This window comes from Providencia alcalifaciens DSM 30120 (assembly GCF_000173415.1).
Taxonomy (GTDB): domain Bacteria; phylum Pseudomonadota; class Gammaproteobacteria; order Enterobacterales; family Enterobacteriaceae; genus Providencia; species Providencia alcalifaciens.
On sequence record NZ_ABXW01000003.1, the window covers coordinates 15,692 to 38,507 of the forward strand.

The following is a 22,816-nucleotide window of genomic DNA, read 5'->3' on the forward strand; positions in this document are numbered from 1 at the left end:
TAAAGTCCTCAATGGTAACCATTGGGACCTTATTTAAATACGTTGATGTCACTACATTATCGTGAGTTCAGTCGAGATTTAGTAAAAAATCCCAATGATTGCACAGTGAGCGACAAAGCCGACCATCAACGGTACTGCCGTTCGTTTCACCACATCAAATGGCTGTAGTTTAGCGCCACTGGATACGGCAATGATGACCCCAGATACAGGTGACATACCACGACCCATATGGGAAGCCTGTTGCATTGGTAAGATCATCGCAATTGGGTTAACGCCCATACTATGCGCAATTTGTGGAATTAATTCCACGAATGCTAAGAATGGCGCATTACCTGAACCCATAATGATTGCGGCGGCTAAGGTGACTAATGCGAATACAATCGCCATCGCAAACGGCGGTAAGCCAACGGATTCAGCGCCTAGAATAAGCTGGTCGATTGCTCCACTGACTTTAATACCGTGAGCAAATACACCTGCAGCGACTAACAGCCCTACGACGTTACTAAACGCATGACCCATCCCATTCAGGAAAGTTTGGAAGCCATTACACACTTGCTTGAAGTTACGCACTCGCACGGTTTCCAATACCATACAAATCGCCATAGCAATCAGTACGATGGTCACAACGTCGAGGTGAATTCCCTCAAAAAACAGGTTGGAAGAACCGACCGCCATGATAATTGGCAGCATCGGTAAAATCGCATAGTAGCCTGGTACCGATTTTGCGGTTGTTTCTTTATCATGGGATTGCACTGCTTTACCGATTTCAGGTACAAAGCCTTGTTTTCGATCACAATGACGCTGCCAAAAAATATGGGTAATCCCGACAACCAGCACTGTCGCTAATGCCGCAGGACCTTGGTAGTAAAGGACATACTCAACGACTGACATATCGACAGCTTTTGCACCACGAATAGCATCAATTGCAGTTGGTGTATAAGCTACACCAAGGGATGTAGCGATAACCCCAGCGGCTGACGCAGGTGATAAACCCAAACCGATCATAATTGGGAACATGGTTCCCATTAATAATACGGCTAAGCCTGTTGCCGACGGAATGGCTAACTGTAAGATACTCGCTAGTAAGAAGGAGAAAAACAGCAATACATAAGGAGAACGCATATTTTTAAGTGGCTTAGTTGCTACGCGAACCACGGCTTCGTTTGCACCGATATGATCCATATAGTGAGCGAAACCCATCAGAGCCATGATCATCAAACCAAGATCTGCGGCACGGCTACTGAATAGATCGCGCATGACTTCAAATGGGTCAAGCCAAGTGATACCGGTGGTTGCTACGCTTTTTGGTAGGATAGGTCCCCAGCCTAGAGCTAGGGTGCAAATCATCAAAACTAAACCTGCAATTAACAGCACAGGTTCAGCTTTGTATCCTTTTAAAATAAAACGAGCAACCAAAACAACGATAATCAGAACCGTTAGAATTGGGATCATGCTTTAGCTCCTGGTTTGAAGCGTTCAGCGGTGATTTGCACCACTTGTTTCAGCACATCACTGGCGGCATACAGAGATTTCACGGGTAGGTACTCATAGATGGAGTGGAAGTTGTGTGCACCGGTGAAAATATTTGGACAAGGAAGCCCGTTTTGTGAAAGTGCTGCACCATCGTAGCCACCACGCATTGGGATCACTTTTGGTGTGATACCACAGGCTTCATAAGCTGCGTGAGCAATATCGATTGGGTAACGGTTTTCACCTTGTAGACTGTTGTAGACGTTTGAATAACGGTCTGCCAATGTGCAAGTGACGCTCTCTGGTCCCCACAAATCTTCACAGTGATCCGCTAATTTTTTCAGGAATGCCATACGAGCGCGGTAGCCCTCTTCGGTAAAGTCACGCACATCCATTTTCAGAACGGTACGCGCACTGTTACCCGACATCTGTTTAACCCAATAATAGCCTTCGCGATTTTCGGTATATTCAGGCGCTTCACCACCCGGCAGCATCGCAATAAATTTTTGCGCCATCAGCAGAGAGTTCACCAGCTTACCCTTTGCAGACATTGGGTGAGCAGATTTACCTGTGAAGACGATTTCAACATCGCCCGCGTTCCAGTTTTCATACACGAGCTCGCCAATACCACAACAGTCTAATGTGTAAGCAAAATCTGCACCAAATTCTTTTACATCAAAAACTTTAGCACCACGTAGACCTTGCTCTTCATCAGGAACGAAGCCTACTTTGATATCACCATGTTTGATATCAGGGTTTTGTTTAAAGTATTGCAGCATATCCATAATTGATGCGATGGCGGCTTTATCATCGGCACCTAATAAGCTGGTTCCATCGGTCACAATAATGTCATCGCCGAGATAGTTTTCTAATTCAGGAAACTCACTTTTACGGAGGTAAATATTGAGCTCTTTATTCATGCAAATATCTTCGCCGTTATAAGGCAAAATTTGTGCTTTGGTGTCGTTAGTCTGCTCTGCACTGGTATCGAGGTGACCAAAGAAGGCGACAGTAGGAACTTTATAATCAAGATTTGAAGGCAATGTTGCTGTGACGATAGCCGTATCGCGCAGTTTTATATCCTGTAAGCCTAAACCTTCTAATTCTTGAACTAACTGTTTAGCAAGGACGCGCTGACCTTCTGACGATGGCATGATACCTGCTGCGCCTTTTTCCCTATTTGTGGTGGTATTAATTTTGGTATAAGAAATAAAACGGTCAACAATATTCATTATTCTCATTCTCCAGCATCATTATGATGCATTATTTTTATACTTTTGTTCTTTCAACGAAGGTAAAGCACCCTCATTGCTATATTCTTTTATCATGAATTATGAGGAAATAAATATCTGACCAGTTATTTTTTTGATTGAAGACACAGAGTGATTAAAAAAGATGAATATGAGTAGCAATGTTTTCTAATTTAACTAGAATATGCACACACTAAGCAAGGTGTTATTGTTTAATTTATCTAATTGATATACATTGGTTATTTCAGGTGTCTTACCGCGAATTATATTTAATGCTAGATATTCATCTTTCTTAACGTAAATTGATATTTAACGAAGGTAATGAAAAATTAAATTTCAGTTATATTATTATCGTAATGTCATTAGATATTAAAAAATTATTAAAATAAATTTTAAATATTATTGGGTTTTTAACTTCATCTCTATTTTTAATTATTACTCGAGTTTTTGTGATCGATTTAATATTATAATTTAAAAAATTAAATATGGCGTTCTATGAGTTCCATTTGATGGGAAATATTCCGGAAAATATTTCCCATCGATAAAACATAAATTAACGTCCTAAATAACCATCCCAGTCTTTCCAAACGGGCTGTAATCCAGCCTGAACTAAGGCATGTGCGACTTGAGCTGCACTGCGATTATCATTTGGTGAAAATTGTTCTAACTCGGTTTTTGAATCTGCATAGCCCCCTGGTTGCGTTTTCGATCCAGCGCTGACGTTGTTAATTGCCAGTGGTACCACATGATCACGAAAATAAGGGGATTCGCGGGTAGAGAGAGAAAGCTCTACTGTCGGTGCGAGTAAACGAAACGCACAGATCAGCTGAACTAGCTCGGCATCTCCCATTAACGAAGCGGGTTCAATTCCCCCAGCGCAAGGGCGTAAACGCGGAAATGAAATAGAATAGCGGCTTTGCCAATAGTGTTGTTGCATATACAGCAGATGCTCTGCCAGCATATAGCAATCTGTTCGCCAACTACTGGAAAGTCCGATTAATGCGCCTAATCCAATCTTATCGACACCCGCTTGTCCAAGACGTTCAGGTGTGGCTAACCGCCAGTGAAAGTCCTGCTTTTTACCTTTCAAATGGTGAAGCTCATAAGTGGCTTCATGGTAGGTTTCTTGGTACACCATGACCCCATCTAACCCAAGGGTTTTTAGCTCGCGATATTCTTCAGTGCCCAAAGGTTGAACTTCCATCATCAACGAGCTGAAATAAGGACGAATTACGGGGAGATAACGGCGAAAATAGTCCATACCCACTTTGGTTTGGTGTTCACCAGTTACCAGCAACAAACTGTCAAAGCCAATTTGGCGAATGGTTTCACATTCACTGATGATTTCGGCTTCATCAAGGGTTTTACGTTTAATACGGTTACTCATTGAGAACCCGCAATACGTGCAGTCATTTGCGCACAGATTGGAAAGGTACAGTGGGACATAAAAACCGACCGCATGACCAAACCGTTGGCGAGTAAGGCGTTGGGCTTTTTGAGCCATCGGCTCGATATAATGTCGCGCTGCGGGCGAAAGTAGCGCCATAAAATCATCGAGGGTCAAAGTATCACGTTGCAGCGCCTGTTCTACATCCGCAGCTGTTTTTCCATTAATCCGTAATGTGAGGTCATCCCAATCCAGCTGTTCCCAACGTTCACGGAAACTTCTGTCCATTACAGTGCCTCCAAAAATTGCGTTAGTGGGCTGGAAGCCTCAGCGTGTTGTTTCTGAGCGGCAAGTCCACTTTGGCGTGCGAGTTGTGCCGCTTCAATCGCCATTTTAAATGCTTGAGCCATTAGCTTAGGTTGCTTGGCAACGGCGATGGCGGTATTTACTAGCACGGCATCTGCTCCCATTTCTATGGCTTCGGCAGCGTGGCTTGGTGCACCAATACCAGCATCTACAACAACAGGGACGTTAGCTTGCTCGATAATAATCTGGAGCATCTCTTTCGTTACCAAGCCTTTATTGGTGCCAATTGGCGCGCCTAGAGGCATCACTGCTGCACAACCCACTTCTTCTAGCCGTTTGCATAAAACAGGGTCAGCACTGCAATAAGGTAATACCACAAAGCCTTCTTTGACTAACTGCTCTGCAGCTAGCAATGTTTCAACCGGGTCAGGAAGCAAATAGCGCATATCGGGGTGAATTTCTAATTTAACCCAATGGGTGCCAAGTGCTTCACGGGCAAGACGCGCGGCGAAGATAGCTTCTTGGGCATTTTTTGCACCTGATGTATTGGGAAGTAACTTAACGCCAAGTTCTTGAAGTGGTTGTAAAATCCCGTCATCTTGCCCTCGTAAATTGACGCGTTTCATCGCCATGGTCACCAGCTGGCTACCAGAGGCTTGAATGGCTTGCTGCATTAAGGCTGGCGTAGCAAATTTACCGGTTCCAGTGAATAAACGTGATTGAAATGTGACATCAGCAATTTTTAACATTATTAACCCCCTGCGATGGCTTGAAACAGCAGAATGTTGTCTTGTTCATTAACAAAATGGCTTTCCCACTGGCTTTTGGGAATGATGACTTGATTGATCGCCAGTGCAGAGCCTGATGGATTTTGTTCGAGCTGAGTGAGCAGCTGGTGGAGGGTAATAGGACCTTCTACCTCCATCGGCTGGTCATTGATTATGATATGCATGTGACCTCTTGGCAGACAGGGCACTGTTTTGACGGTGTCAGTTGCAAGGTATTCCATTGCTGCTGTTTTCCATCAAACAGGCGCAATTTTCCACTTAATGGGGACGGTAACCCCACCAGCAATTTGATAGCTTCTAAGGCTTGTAAGGTACCCATCACGCCAACAACGGGACCTAAAACACCCGCGGTACGGCAGTTGCGTTGCGGTTCTTCTTGGTCGGGATACAAGCATGCATAACAACCGAATTGAAATGGGGGCTCAAGTACCATTAGTTGTCCGCCAAAACCCACAGCGCTGCCGCTGACTAATGGTGTATTGCTGGCAACACAGGCAGCATTGACCGCATGGCGAGTCGCCATGTTATCGCAGCAGTCGAGAACCAGATTCACCTGTTCCACCAGCGGGAATAAGCTATCAATATCTAATTTCTGTTGGAAAATACGCGTTTTGGTATGAGGATTGAGCTGCTTTAAGCGGGCAGCGGCTAGCTGTGCCTTGGATTGGTTAATATCCTGCGTATTGTAGAGGACTTGGCGCTGTAAGTTAGAAATATGCAAATCATCATGATCGGCTATCCATAATTCACCCACACCCGCACCGGCTAAATACAGGCTTGCAGGGGAACCCAGCCCGCCTAAGCCAACAATCAACACTTTACTATCTTTGAGTTTTTGTTGCCCTTCAGGGCTGACGTCCTCAAGGAGTAACTGGCGACTATAACGCATAAATTCGTGATCATTGAGCATGGTCGTTATCCTTTAAGCGAGAAGCTGGTTCAATCAAATCAAGTAGCGTTTGAGTGGCAGCTTGCCAATCTTCTGCTTGGGTTATCGCGCTAACAACAGCGATGCTACCTACGCCCGTGTCGAGTACGGCTGGCACTCGCTCAATAGAAATTCCACCGATTGCCACCGTCGGAAATTCGGGTGTCGCGATAACCATCCGTTTTAGTGCTTCTAAACCTTGTGGTGTGGATGGCATCTGCTTGGTTTGGGTGGGAAAAATATGCCCAAGTGCGATATATGATGGACGAATGGATTTGGCGATCGCGACCTCATCGGGATCGTGGGTGGAGATCCCCAGCCGTAACCCCGCTTGATGAATGGCGATAAGGTCGGTTGTGTCCAGATCTTCTTGTCCCAAATGTACGCCATATGCCCCTAACTCTACGGCTAAACGCCAATAGTCATTAATAAATAATCGGGCATTATGTTGCTTGCCAAGTGCAATCGCGCGCTGAATTTGCTCATGAACTTCGCTATCTTGTTTGTCTTTGATTCGTAATTGCAAGGTGGAAACACCTGCATTTAGCAGGCGTTCAATCCATTCAACCGAATCCACGACAGGGTACAGACCAAGGCGATGCTCAGTCTGTGGAAATGGACTCTTCGGTAATTTAAGCGTTTTGTTCATCACTCACGACCTCAGTAATCTCAGCCCCATGATAGAGCTCACTTCCGTGGGCGCGAAAAGCTTCAGACATCTGCTCCATTCCCGCTTCTTTTTGTGCCGCATAGTCACGAACTTCTTGGGAAATTTTCATTGAGCAGAATTTTGGTCCACACATTGAGCAGAAGTGAGCTATTTTCCCAGAAGCTTGGGGTAGGGTTTCATCGTGATATTTACGCGCCGTTTCTGGGTCGAGGGCAAGATTAAATTGGTCTTCCCAACGAAACTCAAAACGCGCTTTGGACATCGCGTTATCACGAATTTGCGCACCTGGATGACCTTTTGCTAAATCAGCTGCATGGGCGGCAATTTTGTAGGTAATTAGCCCTTGTTTGACGTCTTCTTTGTTCGGTAAACCAAGGTGCTCTTTGGGGGTGACATAGCACAACATTGCACAGCCAAACCACCCAATCATGGCGGCACCAATACCGGAAGTGAAATGATCATAACCCGGCGCAATATCCGTCGTTAGAGGACCTAATGTATAGAATGGCGCTTCATGGCAGTGCTCTAATTCTTCGACCATATTGCGACGGATCATTTGCATTGGCACATGCCCCGGACCTTCAATCATCACCTGTACATCGTATTCCCATGCGATCTTGGTCAGTTCGCCTAAGGTATGTAATTCTGAGAATTGGGCTTCGTCGTTAGCATCTTGTACAGACCCCGGACGCAGCCCATCCCCTAATGAGAGTGAAACATCATAGGCGGCGCAAATTTCGCAAATTTCACGGAAATGTTCATACAGGAAGTTTTCCTGATGGTGGGATAAACACCATTTCGCCATGATAGAACCGCCACGGGAAACAATGCCCGTCAGACGTTTAGCTGTCATTGGTACATAGCGCAGTAATACGCCAGCATGGATAGTAAAGTAATCAACGCCTTGTTCTGCTTGTTCTAACAGCGTATCGCGGAACATTTCCCAAGTGAGGTTTTCGGCAACGCCATTCACTTTTTCCAGAGCTTGATAGATAGGCACTGTGCCGATTGGCACTGGACTATTACGCAAAATCCACTCGCGGGTTTCATGTATATAGCGACCTGTCGATAAGTCCATAACAGTGTCTGCGCCCCAGCGCGTGGACCAAATCAGTTTTTCTACCTCTTCTTCGATAGATGAAGTCACCGAAGAGTTACCGATATTAGCGTTAACTTTCACTAAGAAATTACGCCCAATAATCATCGGCTCAGATTCAGGATGGTTAATATTGGCAGGGATAATTGCGCGACCCGCAGCGACCTCTTGGCGTACAAACTCAGGTGTAATATTGTCTGGTAAAATAGCCCCAAAACTTTGCCCCGGGTGTTGTTGGCGCAATACTTCGCTGCGAATACGCTCACGCCCCATATTTTCACGAATAGCGATAAATTCCATTTCTGGAGTCACTATGCCTTGGCGCGCATAGTGTAGCTGAGTGACGCATTTTCCGTTTTGGGCTTTCAGCGGAGCAGGGCGATTATTAAAACGCAGGTGGTCTAAGCCCGCATCCGCTAAGCGCTGTTGGGTAAAGTCCGAGCTGAGATTCTCAACAGCAACGGTATCGGCGCGTTCATGGATCCACGGCGCACGGATTTTTTTCAACCCCTTATGCACGTTGAGTTCAGAAGCGGGATCGCCGTAAGGACCTGAAGTGTCATACACAGGAACGGCTTCATTATCTTCAAATTTGGGATTCTCTTTATCACCGCCGATGAGCGTTGGAGAGAGCTGAATTTCGCGCATAGGCACTTGGATATCGTCCCGTGAGCCTAGGAGATAAATACGTTTGGAGTTAGGGAATGAAACGCCGGAAATGGTATTGATAAAGTCTTCCGCGGCATCTCGTTGCGCTTTTCGGGTACGTGCTGGCGCAGCTTTAGGTGAAATATCGGTACTCGGTATAACAGAATTATTCGTATTATTGGACATAGCAATTTCCTGACATCGTCACAGGCTATACGGCGTAGTGCGCCAATAGCGGGTTTATCGAAAGAAAGTTGCTTGTCTGGAGTTCGGAGGAGTAATGGTGTGGCGTTGCAACGAAATATCCACCAAGGGCGGGGAAGATCGTGCGAGAAGATTACTCTTGTTCCCTTCGCGGGTATTAACCCGATCAGGTTCCGCGGATCCCGAATTAACGGTCTCAGCCTGATGCAAATGCATACTAGGCACTCCGACAAGAGTTAATCAGTATAGAGAGCTTCCTGTGATTCTCAAGCATTTTCCTCGTCATTCTTCGCGCGATAGGTGCGTTGGCTTCACTAAGCTACCCTAGTCACATACTTGTGTATGCTCCTAGGGATATCTTAGTTTGCCGCCTTCCTCTAGCACGAATAATTTAGAGGAACCTTTGAAAGGCAGTTAGTTAAAAACCTAAAAAACAAAACCTAGAAATTAAAAGTTAAAACTAGGTTGGTTAAATAGGGGTTTTATAAACTCCACGAATATTGCGGCCAGTGGTTTTCATTGGCGGCTTGGAGAAGGCGCGGGTCGCCGTTGATGATGAACGTCTCATCGGCAAAATAGCACATTGGTAAATCATTGGCGGAATCGGTGTAGAAATAAATATACGCATCGGTGATCGGCTGGTGGGAGATCCACTGCGTTAAACGCTTAACTTTACCTTCTTTAAAGGTCGGAATACCGTCAACTTCGGTCGTGTAGCAGCCATTTGAACGCTTAATATCGATTCCCATGGAGACGTCAGCTCCAAGACGATCAGCGATTTTGTTCACAATAAACGACACGGTTGCCGAGATCACAATGATCGGGATCCCTTGCGATCGGTATGATGTGATCGTACTTAAGGCGGTTGGGTAAACACGTGGAAGGATAATCGTCTCAACAAAATCTTCTAGCCATTCAGCGACTAGCTCTATCTTGATGCCTTCGAGAGTCTGCAAATTAGACTTTAAGTAAGTCACCATATCCAAATTGCCGGCGTTGTACAGTTCCATCATCTCTTTATCGGCTTCGACGAAACGCGGGTCTGTGATGATTTTTTTATCCCACAAATATTGTGTCCACAGCACGCTGCTGTCTCCGCGAATAAGCGTATCGTCTAAATCAAAAATAGCTAATTTGGTTTGTGTAGACTGGTTTGGCATGAGGTTCCTTTCAATGGCTCACTTATTGCTGATTAACTTAGCGCTCGAATTTCATTTTTATTAAACATTAACTCAAGGTGCGTGCCCGGTTCAAACAAACGTTCAGAAGAGCGATTAAGAAGATCTACCGTCATATCGCCAGCAGGGGTATTGACGCTGTAGCGAATGATATTTCCGAGCAGTTGGTGGTCAAGGATCACTGCATCTACAGGTGCAGAAATATGGCTACCATACTGTCTTCCCGTTTCACGAACATAAATAGATTCTGGGCGAATGGCGAGAGTTCCTTGTAAATTGACACCTAGCATCCCATTGGCTTTCTCGGCATCGACTAAATTGTAATGTCCCATAAAGCGTGCGACAAACTCAGTGGCAGGTTGAGTATAGATGTTTTCAGCGGTATCGCTTTGAATAATTGCGCCTTTATTCATTAAAAAAATGCGATCAGACATAATCATCGCTTCATCTTGATCGTGAGTGACGAAAATGGTCGTGAGCCCGAGTTCGCGCTGGATCTCACGAATTTGTTGGCGCAGGTGTTTGCGAATACGGGCATCAAGCGCCGATAACGGTTCGTCGAGAAGCAAAATTTGCGGTTTCATCACCAGTGCGCGTGCAAGTGCGACACGTTGGCGCTGACCTCCAGACAGTTGATGCGGGTATTGGTTCTCTTTGCCTTGTAGCTCAACCATATCAATCACTTCGCAAACCGCTTTGTTGCGTTCAGTCGCAGACACTTTTCGCATCTTTAATCCAAAGGCAATATTCTCCGCAACGGTCATGTTTGGGAATAAGGCATAGCTTTGAAATACCATACCCACCCCACGCTGTTGAGCGGGCTGGTGAGTGATATTTTGGCGGTTAATATAGAGTTCCCCACTATCGGGTTGCTCCAGCCCTGCAATACAACGGAGTAAGGTGGATTTTCCGCAGCCACTTGGCCCGAGTAAGGTAATAAATTCGCCTTTTTCAATCGTAAATTGGATATCGGAGAATACCTGATTTTGACCAAAGGATTTGGTTAGATTTTCAGCAATGACGTAGCTCATCGTTCGTCTCCCGCACGATTCAAGCGAGTTGCTAACCCTGTGAGCAGCAACGTAAATAGGAAGTAGGACATCACCAATGCAGAGGTAAAGTGTCCGCTGGTTTGGCGCATATTGAAGAGATAGATCTGCAAGGTTTCGAAACGGGTTCCCACTAGAATATTAGCAAACACGAATTCGCCCATTAAAAATGAAAAAGAAATTAGCAAAGACACCAATAACCCTTTACGGATATTTGGGAGCACTATCATTAAAAAGGCTTTAAACGTGCTGGCGCCGAGTAAATGGGCGGCATCCATTAAGTCATGCAGGTTGATTCCTTGGAAACTATTGGCGAGTGCGCGGTACATAAATGGCAATGTGATAGTGAAGTAAGTACCAATTAGAATCCACGGCGTACCGACCAACATAAATGGCTCATCGGCAAAAATTTGCAGTAAGCCGACGGAAGAGACAACGGGCGGTATCGCAAAAGGAAGAATGATTAATAAATCCATCAACCCTTTGAGCTTTGGAAAGCGGTAAAACACGGCGAAAGTCATCGGTAAAATGACCAGTACGCTGATCAGTAATGTGCCAAAGCAGATCAAGAGCGATCGTCCAAATGCCATTAAAAAGCGCGGATCTTGCCACAGTTGCAGATACCATTTGATGGAAAGGGCATCAGGCATAATCGTCGCGCCCCATGAGCTCGAAATGGAGTAAACAAAGGTGGCGATAATTGGCAGCGCAAGAATGGCGGCAACAGTGCCGAGCACCATTTTATGAAACAGTAAACTCGGTGTTTTTGGGCTACGAATATTAGGATTTAGCATGGTAGCTCCGCTTTAATAGCCAGTGGTGAATCGCTGTGATAAACCCAAGGATCGCAATCAGAACAACGGACAGCGCAGCTGCCATATTGGGTTCTAAGAATAGGTCGCCAGAGACAAGACTGGCAATGCGGATAGTCACTAAGTTGTAGTTTCCACTGGTCAAGGCATAAGTGCTGGCATAGGCGCCAACCGCATTGGCCACTAAGATAATAAACGTTCCTAGCAAGGCAGGGGAAATCACCGGAATTCCCACGTTTAGCCAATAAGTGAGCTTGCTTGCCCCCATGGTTTTAGCCGCATCTTCCCATTCAGGTTTTAAGGCATCAAATGCAGGGTAAAGTAGTAAAATCCCCAGCGGGATTTGGAAATAGATATACAGAAGCATCAAGCCGCTGGCGCTGTAGATATTAAAATCATCAATCCATCCCCACGCTTTAAGCTGTAAGGTAATTGCGCCGTTAAAACCTAAAATAATGATAAACGCGAAGGCTAATGGGACACCGCTAAAATTGCTCGCCATGGTGGTAAACGAAATCATAAAATTGCGCACTTTGCCCTGCATTTTATAAATAGAGAATGCAGTAACACAGGCAATAAGCAAACCAACAATACTACAAATTAGTGATAACCATAAGGTGTTTTGAAATGCTTGCAGATAGAAATCGTTGGTGAAGATTTCAACGTAATTTTCAAAAGACCACGCTTCTTCATAGACAAAACTGTTGAATAACACCCAAATCATAGGGGCAATCTGAAACAGGCAAAATAAGATAATAAACGGCACAATTAATAGTGCTGCACGCCAGTGAAAACACATATTGGGCTTATTTAACATCGCTAGGCATCCCCTGTGTTGATGGGGGTGATCACTTGCTGGAATATCTGCCATTAGCGACCTCCTGCCAGTAAATCATCACAGACAGTTTTGTTTGAGAAAGGTACACCAAGTAACTGGCAAACCGTGCCACAAATCGCGGTTTGTTCTATGAGCACATCGGGTTGGTGAGAAAAGGCATTCCCGATAGTTAGCAGCGGTACCGTGCACTCTTCCGGTAAGATTCCCCCGTGGCTACGGTCATTATTCATCCCGTGGTCACTGGTGATGATGATTTGGTAGCCTTGCGCGATCCACATTGGTAGATAGCGGGATAAATAAATATCTGCTTTACGGGCGGCGTTGCGGTATTGCGGAGAATCGAATCCAAATTTATGACCCGCATCATCAATATTCATCGGGTGGATCAGCAAAAAATCGGGGTCATGCTGGGTACGTAGGTATTCAGCGTCCATAAAGAGATGATCATCAGGGTAATGGTCTGCTTGGTAAAAGCATCCATGCTGAATAGGAAGCTGTTTATCATGGGTAAATCGGTCGCGATTCGCATCAAAAGGTGCGCGGTTATACAATTCACTGACCCAATAATAGGCAGCGGCAGCGGTGGTTTTACCTGCTTGGTGAGCCAGTGAAAAGATGCTCTCGAAGTGAGAAAGTCGCACCACATCGTTGTTGACGATGCCACTTTGAACGGGGGCGATCCCCGTCAAAATACATTCGTACAGTGGGCGCGACATAGACGGGAGTTCACACTCCATTTTATAAAGTGTTGCACTGTCGGCTTTGATAAGACCATTGAGATAGCCCATACATTGATGGGCTACTGAATAACTTAAACCGTCAAGAACAACAAGTATGACTTTTTCAGACATCAGACTGTGGTTCCTAATCGCAATTATTGTTGGTGAATTAACACTTGTTGCTGCCACATTTTCGGTAAATTACGCGATGACTTTTCCCAACCTTCGGCATCTTTGATCGGATGAACATTTTTATACTGTTCTTCTGGAAGTAATTTAGCTTGGATTTCTGCTGGCAATGTTAGGTGTTGAGCACGAATAGGGCGCGCATAACCTTCTGCAAGATTGATTTGCCCTTTATCACTAAAAATAAATTCGCGAGCTAATTTTGCAGCATTCGGATTTTTGGCGAATTTGTTGATGATGGTGGTGTAACCGGAGATCACGCTACCGTCAGATGGGATGACGACAATAAATCGGTCGCGGTTGATTTGGTCTCGATAGTTCAGGGCATTAAAGTCCCATAAAATACCGACTTCAACTTCACCTTTTTCAATATTGGCAACGGTTGGGTCATTCACAGATAAACGTTTTTGTTTGGCGAGCTCACCGAAAAATTCAATAGCAGGCTTCAGATTATTTTCATCGCCGCCACGAGCAAATGCCGCCGCTAAAACCGCATTATTGGCTTGTGCGGCAATACCGACATCTCCTACGGTAACTTTATATTTACCTTTGAGTAAGTCATCCCAGCTTTTTGGTGTGTCTTTAACTAAGTCTTTATTGATCATGAACGCGATAGTACCGGTATAAGCCAGCGCCCAATGACCATCTTTATCTTTTGCCCAGTCCGGCACTTGTGACCAAGTGGTCGGTTTGTACGGCTGAGTCACGCCTTTTTGTACGGCAACCGGTCCAAAGGACGCGCCCACATCACCGATATCCGCTGTGGCATTATTTTTCTCAGCGGCAAACTTTGCGATTTCTTGCGCGGAGCTCATGTCCGTATCTTGATGTTTTAAACCATATTGAGCCGATAAATCTTGCCATGTGCCTTTCCAGTTTGCCCATGTGTCAGGCATCCCAACGCTATAAACTTGACCTTCTTTTTTTGCAGCTTCGATAAGTTTGGTTAAATCACTGTCAGCGGCAAAAGCCATTTGAGAGGCGCTGAGTGACAGTAAAATTGCAGGTACAATAGCTTTCATTTTGTTTCTCTCTCTATAAGAGTCGCCGTATTGGTTAATTGGCATGCTAATTATTCAAGATGACAATGAATTGACGGTTGTGTGACACTTTTTAGACGTAGTGACTTTAAAATGTCTAAAAAGTGTCAAAATGATGAAAGGGGAGTGACGAATCAAACGGTTGTATGCCAATCTATAAAACAAGCGTATCTTTAACCGCAATAAAAAGTGTTGAAATAGAGAACCATAATGAATAAACACACATTAGCAGGAACGGAAAGTGGCTGGTGGTTTGTCTGTTTTGCAGGTCGCCTATGGCTACCGCAAGGCGATATTCCTCGAGGCGCAGCGCAACAATTTGGATTAACCGGAAAATTAGCAACACCGATTGGCGAATGGCAAGGGGAAGTTGTTTGGTTGATTGCGGAAAAAATGTCATCAGATATGGCATCCCCTCGCGTAGTGGCTTCTCAAGATGAAGGCTTATTTCGCCTTGCTGGGCGAGGTGTACAATTAGCTGAGTTTTATCGCTCACACCGCTATTGTGGCTATTGCGGTACGGCGATGCGTCATAGTTCTACGGAGTGGGCATGTTTGTGTGACCACTGCCATGAGCGTTACTACCCGCAAATCGCACCTTGTATTATCGTCGGTATTCGTCGTGATGATCATATTTTGCTGGCACAACATCGCCGCCATTCACAAAATCCGCTGTTCACGGTGTTAGCTGGGTTTGTGGAAGTGGGGGAAACCTTAGAAGAGGCAGTGGCTCGTGAAGTGATGGAAGAGAGCCATATAAAAGTGCGGAATATTCGTTATGTCTCTTCCCAGCCATGGCCATTCCCTCATTCGTTGATGATGGGCTTTTTAGCAGACTATGATGGTGGGGATATTCAAGTGGACCCCAAAGAGTTGGTCAGCGCTAATTGGTATCACTATAACGACCTACCGTTAATCCCCCCAGGTGACACAATTGCTCGGCGATTAATTGAAGATACGGTGGTGCTATGCCGTCAATTTGATGAAGATAACCACTAATTGCGCTGGCGCTGATATTGTTTCCCTTTGCTGGTATAATATGGCGCCTTAGCCATTTGCGGCGGCCACAATAATAATGGAGTAAATAATGACTGAGTTGAAAAATGACCGCTATCTACGTGCGTTGCTACGTCAACCTGTAGATGTGACCCCAGTTTGGATGATGCGTCAAGCAGGGCGTTACCTACCAGAATATAAAGCAACTCGCGCAGAAGCTGGTGATTTTATGTCTTTATGCAAAAACACCGAGCTGGCGTGTGAAGTGACTTTACAGCCATTACGTCGTTTTCCATTAGACGCCGCAATTCTCTTTTCTGATATTTTAACTATCCCTGATGCAATGGGGCTTGGGCTCTATTTTGAAGCAGGGGAAGGTCCTCGTTTTAAGAAACCAGTAGCAAGCGCTGCGGATGTCAAAAATATTCCAGTTCCTGATCCTGAAATGGAGCTGGGTTATGTGATGGACGCCGTTCGAGCCATTCGTAAAGCGTTAAAGGGGGATGTACCTCTGATTGGTTTCTCTGGTAGCCCGTGGACATTAGCGACTTATATGGTGGAAGGCGGTAGCAGTAAAGCATTCACCAAAATTAAAAAGATGATGTATGAAGATCCAAATACGCTTCATTTACTGCTTGATAAACTCGCCGATAGCGTGATTTTGTATTTGAATGCACAGGTGCGAGCAGGTGCTCAATCTCTGATGATTTTCGATACATGGGGTGGCGTGCTGACTAAGCGCGATTATTTAGAATTTTCCCTACGCTATATGCATAAAATTGTCGATGGCTTAATCCGTGAAAATGAAGGGCGTCGTGTTCCAGTCACGCTGTTTACGAAAGGTGGCGGTCAGTGGCTAGAAGAGATGGCCGCGACAGGTTGTGATGCGTTAGGTCTTGATTGGACGACTGAAATTGCAGATGCGCGCCGTCGCGTAGGTGACCAAGTCGCACTGCAAGGGAATATGGATCCTTCTATGTTATATGCGCCGCCTGCGCGTATTGAACAAGAAGTCCAGCATATCTTAGCGGGTTTTGGTCAAGGCGAAGGGCACGTATTCAACTTAGGTCATGGTATTCACCAAGATGTTGAGCCTGAACATGCAGGTGCTTTTGTGGATGCTGTTCATCGTTTATCTCGTCAGTATCATCTGTAGTTTCTAAGACACAATAGAGGTAGAGCGGAGTAGCTTTCTACCTCTATCTGAACCTCTTAATATGTGATGCATTTACTGGATCTTGTAAGTGCATCATTATCATCTATGATTAATCCTTATTAACGGTGGTCCCGTGATGGTGATTGATACTCAGCAACTACGAAAACAGCAGATTCAGTTAGCCGAAAGAGTGATTTTGCAGGATGAATTTGTTCCTCCTCATTTTATTGGTGGTGCGGATGTTGGTTTTGAGCAAGATGGCACGGTGACTCGCGCGGTGATCGTGGTGCTATCATGGCCTGATCTGCAATTAGTTGAGTATCAAATAGCTCGGGTACCTACTCAGTTACCTTATATTCCAGGGTTACTTTCGTTTCGCGAAGTGCCCGGTCTAATGGCAGCATGGGAAAAAATCCAACAAAAACCCGACTTAGTGCTGGTGGACGGTCAAGGTATTGCGCACCCACGGCGTTTTGGTGTAGCTTGCCATTTTGGATTACTTGCCAATGTACCGACAATAGGGGTAGCTAAAAGTCGTTTATGTGGTGATGATGTTGAGCTCAATGCAGAACCTGAAAGTGTCCAAATATTGAAGGTGGGTCAAGAGCAGTTAGGGTGGGTTTATCGCAGTAAAAAACGGTGCAATCCTTTATATGTTTCTCCGGGTCACAAAGTCAGTTTTATTTCCTCGTTAGAGTGGGTAAAACGGTGTATTCAGGGGTATCGATTACCGGAACCGACCCGATTTGCTGACGGAATTGCTTCTAATCGAACATTTTTTAAGCGAATGAATGAGAAAATTGGCTAATTATCAGCAAAATATGTGGCATTGGCAGATTTTCAGGTAAACTGCGAAGTATTGAGATTGATGAGTCAGAAATTATGTTAAGAAATCCTATTCATTTGAGGTTAGAGAAACTAGAAAGCTGGCAGCATGTGACCTTCATGGCATGTCTGTGCGAGAGAATGTATCCTAACTATCAAATGTTTTGCCAGCAAACTGAATTTGCTGATGTGAAGGTTTATCGTGCCATCCTTGATTTAATCTGGGAAACCTTGGTTATCAAAGATAGCAAAGTCAATTTCGACAATCAGTTAGAAAAGTTAGAAGAAATTATTCCAGTCGCCGATGACTTCGATATGTACGGTGTTTATCCCGCTATCGACGCTTGTATTGCTTTAGGTGAACTCATCCACGCTAAATTGAGTGGTGAAACCCTTGAACACGCAATCTTAGTCAGTGAAGCATCGATTCGTACTGTTGCTATGCTGGAAATGACCCAAGCAGGGCGTGAAATGACTGATGAAGAGCTAAAAGACGTGCCCGCTGTGGAAGAAGAGTGGGACATTCAGTGGGACATTTTCCGCTTATTAGCCGCTTGCGAAGAACGAGACTTAGAGTTAATTAAAGGATTAAGATCTGACCTCCGCGAAGCGGGTGTCAGCAATATCGGCATTACTGTTGCCTAAATTTTGCGTTTTTATGCGTGAAAACGTGACTTAAAGCAGTAATGCTGTGTACTAAGACTTCACATTTACCCCTACTCTGTTCTACATTTAGGGGCGAGAAGAAGTGGCTATCGGGGGCGTGTATCAGGGGCTGTCTATCTGGCATATCCGACGCACTCGATGCTTTGCAAACGATAAACACACTGTGTAAGGATAATTTATGAACAAGACTGAATTAGTTGATGCTATCGCAGAATCAGCAGATCTGACTAAAACTCAAGCTAAAGCAGCTTTAGAAGCAACTCTGAGCGCAATTTCAGATTCTCTGAAAAGCGGCGAAGCAGTACAACTGGTCGGTTTCGGTACTTTTAAAGTTAGCCACCGTGCAGCTCGTACCGGTCGTAACCCACAAACTAAAGCAGAAATCCAAATTCCTGCAACAACTGTACCAGCGTTCTCTGCCGGTAAAGCACTGAAAGACGCTGTAAAATAAGTACATTGTCTACGAGAATTACCAGAGGGGGTATGAAGTTACCCCTTTTGTTTATTCGTCAAAGGTTGCTGGTATTGGGAGCAGTCTCAATACTAAGCGCCTGTTCTTCTAATTCGCCTCGACTCCCTGAGTTTAGTGCCAGCGGATTTATTGCCGATGAAGGCGTAATCCGAATGTGGAGACTGAATGATGCGAAGAGTCAGCCGTTGGTCTTAATGGTGGTGTATAGCCCCTATAAAAGAACCGATACCTCAGTTAATTTCTTCGAATATCGTGATGGCAAATTGTGGCAGATTCGCAGCCAGGTCCTTAATCAAGGGGTCAATAACATCACTGAGCAACTGCGCTTTAGTAAAGATAATGAAATTGTGTTTATGCAGCGCGCGCAAAACAATATCAAAACTCCACTGTCTTCCGATGACATTAACCGTTGGCGTTTTGAAGCCGACCGTATCTTGGATATTAATACTGCGTTGATTGTCGGTGGTGTAGAGCTACACCAAGGACATTGGAAGCAAGGTAAAATTACCACTTGCAGCGGTGATGAACGCAAAGTGACGTTTGAGCCGTATGCCCAGAAATGGTTAGATGACAGAGCAAAAGTGTGGACGAAAGAGTTGAATCTGGCATGGTTAGAGTCACCAGAGGGAAATCAGCTTTTGATGGTGGCGGATACTAATTTTTGCAGCTGGCAGCCTTCTAAAGATTCGCTCTAATCTCACCGCTCGTCGTCTTTCGAACCACAGCTGTATTGCTACGTTCGTTCACTCTAGTCACATACTCATGTATGCTCCTAGAGATTCTCTCTCTTGCAGCTTTGCTGTGATTCGAAAGACTTAGAGCCATTGGCTGGGAGAAGGTCAAAGGCAAAAAGCAAAAAGCTGATAAAAGTTTCCTCTTATCAGCTTGTGGGTTATTTGCTTCTATTATTTGTTCTATTACTTAATACGAGCGATGGCACGGTAGCCGATATCGTTGCGATAGAAGCTACCAGACCAATTAATAGTCTTGGCAACTTCATACGCTTTAGCTTGGGCTTTTGCGATGTCATTACCTAACGCAGTGACACACAGAACGCGTCCGCCGGCAGTGACGACTTCACCTGCTTGGTTTAGCTTGGTACCTGCGTGGAACACTTTGCTATCAGCTGCTTCTGATGTTGGTAGGCCCGAAATCACATCGCCATTGCGATAATCCCCTGGGTATCCACCTGCCGCAATCACGACACCGAGCGCTGGACGTTCATCCCACAGGGAATCTTTACCTGCGAGTTCACCTTTAGCACCCGCTAAACACAGAGCGACTAAATCAGATTGCAAGCGCATCATAATTGGCTGAGTTTCAGGGTCGCCAAAGCGGCAGTTAAATTCGATCACTTTCGGATTGCCAGCTTTATCAATCATCAAGCCCGCATATAAGAAACCTTGATAGCGATTACCTTCTTGATCCATCCCTTTAACAGTTGGATAAATCACTTGCTCCATCACACGCTGGTGAACTTCATCAGTGACGACGGGAGCGGGTGAATAAGCCCCCATGCCACCCGTGTTTAAACCTGTGTCACCATCACCAACGCGTTTATGATCTTGGCTAGTTGCCATTGGAATGACATTTTCACCGTCAACCATAACAATAAAGCTGGCTTCTTCACCATCTAAGAATTCTTCAATAACAATACGATGACCAGCATCACCGAACGCGTTGCCAGCCAGCATATCATGTACCGCATCTTTAGCTTCTTGCAGCGTCATGGCGACAATCACACCTTTACCAGCAGCAAGACCGTCAGCTTTGATAACGATTGGAGCGCCAACTTTATCTAAATATGCCAGAGCGGGTTCAATTTCAGTAAAGTTTTCATAGGCCGCGGTTGGGATATTGTGACGGGCTAAAAAATCCTTAGTGAACGCTTTAGAACCTTCTAATTGAGCAGCACCTTGGGTTGGACCAAAAATGGTTAAACCTGCTTGTTTGAAGGCATCAACGACACCAATCACTAAGGGAGCTTCGGGACCCACGATGGTTAAACCAACTTGTTTATCTTTGGCAAATTGCAGTAAGCCATCAATGTCAGTTGCTGAGATATCGACATTTTCCAATGCTGGCTCAAGAGCAGTACCCGCATTACCCGGTGCAACATAGACTTTGTCTGCTAATGGAGATTGGGCTGCTTTCCATGCCAAAGCGTGTTCGCGACCACCGCCACCAATAATCAGAATATTCATAGAAACCCCTAGCAATTAATGACGGAAATGACGCATGTTAGTGAAGATCATGGCGATACCGTGCTCATTTGCTGCGGCAATCACTTCATCATCACGAATAGAACCACCTGGTTGGATAACGCAAGTTACACCAACAGCGGCAGCCGCATCGATACCATCACGGAATGGGAAGAATGCATCAGATGCCATAGCACAGCCTGCAACTTCTAAACCTTCGTCAGCAGCTTTGATACCTGCAATTTTTGCGGAGTAAACACGGCTCATTTGGCCAGCGCCAATCCCGATGGTCATGTCATTTTTAGAATAAACAATCGCATTTGATTTCACGAATTTGGCGACTTTCCAACAGAATAGTGCGTCTTTTAATTCACGCTCAGTTGGCTGACGTGTTGTCACAACGCGTAAATCTTCGGCTTCTACCATACCTAAGTCACGGTCTTGAACCAATAAACCACCATTCACGCGTTTGAAATCCAAACCGGCAGCAGGTTTGCTCCATTCACCGCACACCAAAACGCGCACGTTTTGTTTTGTTGATAAAGAAGGTAGAGCATCTTCTGCAATTGAAGGCGCTATAATCACTTCAACAAACTGGCGTTCAATGATGGCTTCTGCGGTTGCTTTATCTAACTGGCGGTTAAACGCGATGATGCCACCAAATGCAGAGGTTGGGTCAGTTTTGAATGCTTTATCATAAGCGGCATGAATATTCTCGCCAATGGCAACGCCACAAGGGTTAGCGTGTTTAACGATCACGCAGGCTGGTTCATCGAACGACTTCACACATTCCAGAGCTGCGTCGGTATCCGCGATATTATTATAAGAAAGTGCTTTACCTTGAATTTGGTTAGCCGTCGCAATAGAGGCTTCTTTCGGGTTCTCTTCTATATAGAAAGCGGCATCTTGATGGCTGTTTTCGCCATAGCGCATATCTTGTTTTTTAATAAAGTTTAAATTCAAGGTACGAGGGAAGCGACCAGATGGTTGAGTTGTATCACCGTAGTATGGTGCAACGAGCTCGCCAAAATAGTTAGCAATCATGCTGTCATAAGCGGCGGTATGTTCGAAGGCTTTGATGGCTAAGTCAAAGCGTGTTGACCAGTTCAGCGAATTTTCGTGGTTATCCATCTCTTCGATAATTTTGCTGTAGTCATTACTATTAACTACGATAGCCACGTCTTTATGGTTCTTTGCTGCTGAGCGAACCATTGTTGGACCACCAATATCGATATTCTCAACCGCATCTTCTAATGTACAGTTTGGTTTTGCGACGGTTTGAGCAAATGGATAAAGGTTTACAACCACCATATCAATAGGTGCGATGTCATGTTGCTGCATGATGGCGTCATCTTTACCACGACGACCTAAGATCCCACCATGCACTTTCGGGTGCAGAGTTTTAACACGTCCATCCATCATTTCAGGAAAACCTGTGTAATCTGAAACTTCAGTGACCTTAAGGCCTTGCTCTGCTAATAATTTAGCGGTTCCACCAGTAGAAAGCAGTTCAACACCACGGTGAGAAAGCGCCTTAGCGAATTCAACAACCCCTGTTTTATCAGACACACTAAGCAGGGCACGGCGAATAGGACGAAGCTGTTGCATGAGATAGATCCCTTGGATTTGGATAAAGAAGCAATATCTATATATAAGTCACTTACAATTTCAGAGCATCAAAATAAAATCAATGCCGAATTTTCGCGCTAATTGTAGCGCAAACGTTTGCGTAATGCGCGGACTTTTTTCACTATTTTTTCCGTCTGTGGATAAATCTGTGCGTAAGTGGGTATAACTAGGGGTTTTGCTGTGGAATGCAGCAGTTGAACTAAAAACCGTAAAAAATCTTAAAAAAAGGGTTGCAGGAATTCTGCGACTCCCTATAATGCGCATCCACTGACCGGGAACAAGCCAACGCAAAGCGCGATAGA

General features: G+C 45.0%; 23 protein-coding genes and 1 riboswitch. Of the genes, 6 read left to right on the top strand and 17 right to left on the bottom strand.

The features are described from left to right. Window positions 1-78 precede the first annotated feature (78 nt). The 14 genes from dcuC to PROVALCAL_RS00370 form a co-directional block, all read right to left on the bottom strand. Entirely contained in the window at window positions 79-1,452 is a 1,374-nt protein-coding gene (gene dcuC / locus PROVALCAL_RS00305; RefSeq protein WP_006657053.1) for a C4-dicarboxylate transporter DcuC, read from the bottom strand. Then, entirely contained in the window at window positions 1,449-2,702 is a 1,254-nt protein-coding gene (gene pepT / locus PROVALCAL_RS00310) for a peptidase T (RefSeq protein ID WP_036963418.1), read from the bottom strand. Before pepT ends, dcuC begins: the two co-directional genes overlap by 4 nt. Window positions 2,703-3,273: 571 nt before the next feature. After that, window positions 3,274-4,395 (bottom strand): 2-iminoacetate synthase ThiH, encoded by a 1,122-nt coding sequence (gene thiH / locus PROVALCAL_RS00315; RefSeq protein WP_006657055.1) that lies wholly within the window; start codon window positions 4,393-4,395, stop codon window positions 3,274-3,276. Next, window positions 4,395-5,162, bottom strand: coding sequence for a thiazole synthase (locus PROVALCAL_RS00320; RefSeq protein ID WP_006657056.1), 768 nt, complete (start codon window positions 5,160-5,162; stop codon window positions 4,395-4,397). Before PROVALCAL_RS00320 ends, thiH begins: the two co-directional genes overlap by 1 nt. 2 nt (window positions 5,163-5,164) lie before the next feature. Then, the gene (thiS, locus tag PROVALCAL_RS00325; RefSeq protein ID WP_006657057.1) at window positions 5,165-5,365 is read right to left on the bottom strand and encodes a sulfur carrier protein ThiS; all 201 of its coding nucleotides are present in this window, start codon (window positions 5,363-5,365) and stop codon (window positions 5,165-5,167) included. Further along, entirely contained in the window at window positions 5,353-6,111 is a 759-nt protein-coding gene (locus PROVALCAL_RS00330; protein ID WP_006657058.1) for a HesA/MoeB/ThiF family protein, read from the bottom strand. The genes thiS and PROVALCAL_RS00330 overlap by 13 nt, the downstream gene beginning before the upstream one ends. Further along, window positions 6,101-6,778: a thiamine phosphate synthase gene (thiE, locus tag PROVALCAL_RS00335; RefSeq protein ID WP_006657059.1), complete on the bottom strand. Its 678-nt coding sequence runs from the start codon at window positions 6,776-6,778 to the stop codon at window positions 6,101-6,103. Before thiE ends, PROVALCAL_RS00330 begins: the two co-directional genes overlap by 11 nt. Further along, on the bottom strand, window positions 6,762-8,729 hold the full coding sequence (thiC, locus tag PROVALCAL_RS00340) for a phosphomethylpyrimidine synthase ThiC (RefSeq protein ID WP_006657060.1): 1,968 nt from the start codon (window positions 8,727-8,729) through the stop codon (window positions 6,762-6,764). Before thiC ends, thiE begins: the two co-directional genes overlap by 17 nt. 144 nt (window positions 8,730-8,873) lie before the next feature. Then, window positions 8,874-8,986: riboswitch (TPP riboswitch) on the bottom strand. A 243-nt stretch (window positions 8,987-9,229) separates the two neighbouring features. Further along, complete coding sequence (locus tag PROVALCAL_RS00345; protein WP_006657061.1) at window positions 9,230-9,907, bottom strand: HAD family hydrolase; 678 nt, start codon at window positions 9,905-9,907, stop codon at window positions 9,230-9,232. A 32-nt stretch (window positions 9,908-9,939) separates the two neighbouring features. Further along, complete coding sequence (locus tag PROVALCAL_RS00350; protein WP_006657062.1) at window positions 9,940-10,956, bottom strand: ABC transporter ATP-binding protein; 1,017 nt, start codon at window positions 10,954-10,956, stop codon at window positions 9,940-9,942. Next, window positions 10,953-11,768: an ABC transporter permease gene (locus tag PROVALCAL_RS00355; protein WP_006657063.1), complete on the bottom strand. Its 816-nt coding sequence runs from the start codon at window positions 11,766-11,768 to the stop codon at window positions 10,953-10,955. The genes PROVALCAL_RS00350 and PROVALCAL_RS00355 overlap by 4 nt, the downstream gene beginning before the upstream one ends. Beyond that, window positions 11,755-12,657: an ABC transporter permease gene (locus PROVALCAL_RS00360; protein ID WP_006657064.1), complete on the bottom strand. Its 903-nt coding sequence runs from the start codon at window positions 12,655-12,657 to the stop codon at window positions 11,755-11,757. The genes PROVALCAL_RS00355 and PROVALCAL_RS00360 overlap by 14 nt, the downstream gene beginning before the upstream one ends. Then, window positions 12,657-13,475, bottom strand: coding sequence for an alkaline phosphatase family protein (locus PROVALCAL_RS00365; RefSeq protein WP_006657065.1), 819 nt, complete (start codon window positions 13,473-13,475; stop codon window positions 12,657-12,659). Before PROVALCAL_RS00365 ends, PROVALCAL_RS00360 begins: the two co-directional genes overlap by 1 nt. A gap of 23 nt (window positions 13,476-13,498) precedes the next feature. Further along, on the bottom strand, window positions 13,499-14,551 hold the full coding sequence (locus PROVALCAL_RS00370; protein ID WP_036963429.1) for an ABC transporter substrate-binding protein: 1,053 nt from the start codon (window positions 14,549-14,551) through the stop codon (window positions 13,499-13,501). A 228-nt stretch (window positions 14,552-14,779) separates the two neighbouring features. Here PROVALCAL_RS00370 and nudC point away from each other — a divergent pair, with 228 nt between their 5' ends. The 6 genes from nudC to PROVALCAL_RS00400 all read left to right on the top strand — a co-directional run bounded on the left by nudC (window position 14,780) and on the right by PROVALCAL_RS00400 (window position 19,379). Beyond that, window positions 14,780-15,568: an NAD(+) diphosphatase gene (gene nudC / locus PROVALCAL_RS00375; protein WP_006657067.1), complete on the top strand. Its 789-nt coding sequence runs from the start codon at window positions 14,780-14,782 to the stop codon at window positions 15,566-15,568. Between the two features lie 88 nt (window positions 15,569-15,656). Then, window positions 15,657-16,721: a uroporphyrinogen decarboxylase gene (hemE, locus tag PROVALCAL_RS00380; protein ID WP_006657068.1), complete on the top strand. Its 1,065-nt coding sequence runs from the start codon at window positions 15,657-15,659 to the stop codon at window positions 16,719-16,721. Between the two features lie 136 nt (window positions 16,722-16,857). After that, complete coding sequence (gene nfi / locus PROVALCAL_RS00385; protein ID WP_006657069.1) at window positions 16,858-17,529, top strand: deoxyribonuclease V; 672 nt, start codon at window positions 16,858-16,860, stop codon at window positions 17,527-17,529. 74 nt (window positions 17,530-17,603) lie between these two features. Continuing rightward, window positions 17,604-18,191, top strand: coding sequence for a YjaG family protein (locus PROVALCAL_RS00390; protein WP_006657070.1), 588 nt, complete (start codon window positions 17,604-17,606; stop codon window positions 18,189-18,191). 199 nt (window positions 18,192-18,390) lie between these two features. Then, entirely contained in the window at window positions 18,391-18,663 is a 273-nt protein-coding gene (locus tag PROVALCAL_RS00395; RefSeq protein ID WP_006657071.1) for an HU family DNA-binding protein, read from the top strand. 32 nt (window positions 18,664-18,695) lie between these two features. Continuing rightward, a complete protein-coding gene (locus PROVALCAL_RS00400) occupies window positions 18,696-19,379 on the top strand; it encodes a DUF1481 domain-containing protein (RefSeq protein WP_006657072.1) in 684 nt (227 codons plus the stop codon). A 222-nt stretch (window positions 19,380-19,601) separates the two neighbouring features. On the opposite strand, the gene purD is transcribed toward PROVALCAL_RS00400, so the two are convergent. The 3 genes from purD to PROVALCAL_RS19835 all read right to left on the bottom strand — a co-directional run. Further along, entirely contained in the window at window positions 19,602-20,888 is a 1,287-nt protein-coding gene (purD, locus tag PROVALCAL_RS00405; protein ID WP_006657073.1) for a phosphoribosylamine--glycine ligase, read from the bottom strand. A gap of 15 nt (window positions 20,889-20,903) precedes the next feature. Beyond that, the gene (gene purH, locus PROVALCAL_RS00410) at window positions 20,904-22,493 is read right to left on the bottom strand and encodes a bifunctional phosphoribosylaminoimidazolecarboxamide formyltransferase/IMP cyclohydrolase (protein ID WP_006657074.1); all 1,590 of its coding nucleotides are present in this window, start codon (window positions 22,491-22,493) and stop codon (window positions 20,904-20,906) included. Window positions 22,494-22,553: 60 nt separating this feature from the next. Then, window positions 22,554-22,816 (bottom strand): hypothetical protein (locus tag PROVALCAL_RS19835; RefSeq protein WP_006657075.1); only part of this gene is annotated, 263 nt, incomplete at its 5' end.